Here is a 3,513-nt window from a genome sequence, read left to right on the forward strand (position 1 = left end):
CACGCGCGCACGCGCCCACCGCCGTCGCGACCGTCGGCGAGGCCGTGATCGGCGCCCCCTCCCGCAACGTGGTGCCGGGGCTGGTGCGCTTCACCCTCGACGTGCGCGACCCGAAATCGGAGGTCCTCGACGCGATCGAGGCGGAGCTGCGCGCGAGCCTCCCCGCGATCGCCGAACGGCGAAACCTCGCCGTCGACCTCGCGCGGATCTGGCGCAAGGAGCCGGTGCCGTTCGATCCGGGCGTGATCGCGGCGGTGGATGCCGCGGCCGAAAGCCTGGGCCTTTCGCGCCGCCGCATGGTCTCGGGCGCCGGGCACGACGCCTGCAACCTCGCGGGCCGGGTCCCGACCGCGATGATCTTCGTGCCGTGCAAGGACGGCGTCAGCCACAACGAATCGGAGTCGGCGACGCAGGCCGACTGCGCCGCCGGCGCCGACGTGCTGCTGCAGACGGTGCTGACCCTCGCCAACGCGCCGAAGGCCTGATCCGTGGAGGCCCCGACCCGGCAGGCGTTCGCCCCCCGCATCCAGCAGCGGCTCGACGCGCTGGCCCAGATCAGCGCCGAGCCCGGCGCGATCACCCGCCTCTACCTCACCCCCGAGCAGGCGCGGGCCGAGGTCCTGGTCGCGGGCTGGATGCAGGAGGCCGGGATGCGGGTGCACCGCGACGCCGTCGGCAACCTGATCGGCCGCGTCGAGGGCCGCGAGCCCGGCGGCCCGGCCCTGGTGATCGGCTCGCACCTCGACACCGTGCGCAACGCCGGCCGCTACGACGGGCCGCTCGGCGTCGTCGCCGGGATCGCTTGCGTCGCGGCGCTGCTGCGCGAAGGCCCTCCGCCGGTCGCGATCGAGGTGGTGGGCTTCGCCGACGAGGAGGGCGTGCGCTTCGCCGCCACCCTCACCGGCAGCCGGGCCTTCGCCGGCCATCTCGACCCGGCGGCGCTCCGCACCCTCGATTCCGCCGGCACGACGCTCGCCGCCGCGATGCGCGAATACGGCCTCGACCCGAAGGCGGTGCCGGGCGCGGCGCGGCGCCCGGACGAGATCCTCGGCTACGTCGAGCTCCACATCGAGCAGGGGCCGATGCTGGAGCGCGAGGGGCTGCCCGTCGGCCTCGTCACAGCGATCAGCGGGGCGAGCCGCCTGGAGATCACCCTGTCGGGCGAAGCCGGCCACGCCGGCACCGTCGCCATGACCGAACGCCGCGACGCGCTCGCGGGCGCCGCCGAATGCATCCTGGCGATCGAGGCGCGCTGCCGCAGCGAGGAACACCTCGTCGGCACCGTCGGGCGCATCCAGGCGCTGCCCGGCGCGGTCAACACCATCCCGGGCCAGGCCAAGTTCAGCCTGGACCTGCGCGCGCCCGACGACGCGCAGCGGCACGCCGCCCTCGCGGACATCGACGGCGCCTGCAAGCGCATCGCGCTCCGCCGCCGGCTCGGCTTCGGCATCGCCCTCCTGCACGAGGCGGAGGCGGTGCCCTGCGACCCGGGCATGACGGCGCTGGTCGAGGCGGCGATCGTCGCCGAGGGCCATCCCGTCCTGTCGCTGCCGAGCGGGGCCGGCCACGACGGCATGGCGGTGGCGGCGATCGCGCCGATCGCCATGGTCTTCGTGCGCTGCCGCGGCGGCGTCAGCCACAACCCGGCCGAGTTCGCGAGCCTGCCCGACATCGAGGCCGGGACCCGGGTGCTGCTCGGGACGGTTCGCGGGTTCCTGGCGCAGCGGGCGGGGTAGCGCCGCGGATCAGACCAGCCCGAGGTCGGCCGGCGCCGCGTCCGCGAACACCCGCCGGAGGCTCGCCGGATCGAGCCCGTAGAGGCGCCGCAGCAGCCCGGCGAGCAGGCTGCGGTAGTCGGTGAGCACCGGGTGATCCCGGTTCTGGAACAGGTGCGCCTCGTCGGACCGCACCTGCGGCCCGGCGATGCGGCCGCCGCGAACCCCGCCGCCCAGCACCCAGTAGACGCTGCCGTGCCCGTGATCGGTGCCGCGGTTGCCGTTCTCGCGGAAGGTGCGGCCGAACTCGGAGAGCACGACCACCACCGTGTCGTTCCAGGCGGGGCCGACCTCCTCGACGAAGCCCGACAGCCCGCGGCCGAGCTCGCCGATCCGGTCGGCGAGGTAGCCGGTGGCCGCACCCTGGTTCACGTGCGTGTCCCAGCCGCCGACGTCGACGAAGCCGAGGTTGAACTGTTCGCGCATCAGCCGGCCGATGCGCCGGGCCGAGAGCTCGAAGCCCTTCGGCGAGACGGCGCCGCGATCCGCCTCGGCCTGATGCTCCGAGACCGACTGGTAGACCGCGTCGCGCACGCGGAACCCCTCGGCCACCGCCGCGCCAAGCGGCGTGTCGCGGTACATCGCCGTGATCAGCCCGGCCTGGCGCGCGTCGACGCCGGGCTTGGCGACCCCGTTGATCGCGATGTTGGGCACCGTCTCAGGCCCGCGGAAGATCAGCGGGATCTGCTCGGTGAAGGCGATCGGGCGCACCCGCGTCAGCTCGGCGGCGAGCCGCGCCATGAAGCCCGAATTGTAGTCGCGGGCGGCGCCGACCGTCTGCCCGAGCTCGATCGTGTCCTGGGTCTCGAAATGGCTGCGCGTGAGGTCGTCGGTGCCCGAAAACGGCACGAAGGCGGCCTGCCCCTTGGCGTAGAGCGGCAGGATCGTGTCGCGCAAGCTCGGGTGCAGGCTCCAGTCGGCGTCGAGGGCCAGGGCCGCCGCCGGGTTGGCTGGGTCCGGCCGCGCCACCGCGAGGGTCGGCCGGGCGCGGTAGTAGAAGTCGCCGCCCGTCGGGATCACGACGTTGGCCGCGTCGTAGGCGCCGCGCAGGAACACCACGAGCAGGCGCGCATCCGCCTTCGGCGCGGCCCAGACCCGGCCGGCGACGGTCGAGAGCCCGAGGGCGAGGGAGGCTCGGATCAGGTGGCGGCGGTGCGGGTCGCGCGGGTCCATGGGCGGCCTTCAGCGCATGAATTCGGGGGCGGACAGGAACAGGGTGTTCCAGTCCTGCGGGGAGACGGCGCGGGCGAGGGCGTCCCGGGTCGGGGCGCCCAGCGTCGCCGACAGGGTCGAGAAGTACAGCCCGTTCTGGAGGAGCGGGAAGGCCGGCTCGTCGGGCAGGCCGGGGGCCGGCTTGAACAGGCCGGCGGAGCCCGACCCGATCTGCCGGGCGATCTCGAAGCGCGTCGTCATCTGCCCCGGCCCGTTCCAGGCGGCGGCGCCGAGCGGGTAGCCGTCCGGCGTCGAGCGGTTGAACAGGCCCTCGCCGAGGCGGTTGAGCCAGCCCTGGACCGGCAGGGTGTTGCGGATCGTCCGGTCGTCGTAGGCGAGGCGCACGGCCGAGAGCACGTACCGGACCGGGTCCTTGAACCCGCCCCCGAGGGAGGCCGCGAACTCGGGCGCGTGGACCAGCGCGTCGAGCACGGCGGCGATGTCGCCGTCGCTGCGGGTGAAGACCTGCGCCAGCCGCGCCACCAGGGCGTCCGGGGGCGGGGTCCCCAGGACATAGGTCGCGAGC

At 74.6% G+C, this 3,513-nt stretch carries 4 protein-coding genes; 2 read left to right on the plus strand and 2 right to left on the minus strand.

The window, feature by feature from the left end; translation table 11 throughout:
- The coding region (locus tag FV222_RS20355) for a M20/M25/M40 family metallo-hydrolase (RefSeq protein WP_147815500.1) at positions 1-485 on the plus strand (485 nt) is incomplete at its 5' end.
- Between the two features lie 3 nt (positions 486-488).
- Positions 489-1,736, plus strand: a complete 1,248-nt coding sequence (locus FV222_RS20360) for an allantoate amidohydrolase (RefSeq protein WP_147764374.1) — start codon at positions 489-491, stop codon at positions 1,734-1,736.
- A gap of 9 nt (positions 1,737-1,745) precedes the next feature.
- Here the strand turns inward: FV222_RS20360 and FV222_RS20365 are convergent, their stop codons facing one another.
- Both FV222_RS20365 and FV222_RS20370 read right to left on the minus strand, forming a co-directional pair.
- A complete protein-coding gene (locus tag FV222_RS20365; RefSeq protein ID WP_147764373.1) occupies positions 1,746-2,948 on the minus strand; it encodes a DUF1501 domain-containing protein in 1,203 nt (400 codons plus the stop codon).
- A 9-nt stretch (positions 2,949-2,957) separates the two neighbouring features.
- Positions 2,958-3,513: DUF1800 family protein (locus tag FV222_RS20370; protein WP_147815501.1), on the minus strand; the 556-nt coding region annotated here is incomplete at its 5' end.

Origin of the sequence: Methylobacterium sp. WL103, assembly GCF_008039885.1 — a bacterium.
Lineage (GTDB): Bacteria > Pseudomonadota > Alphaproteobacteria > Rhizobiales > Beijerinckiaceae > Methylobacterium > Methylobacterium cerastii.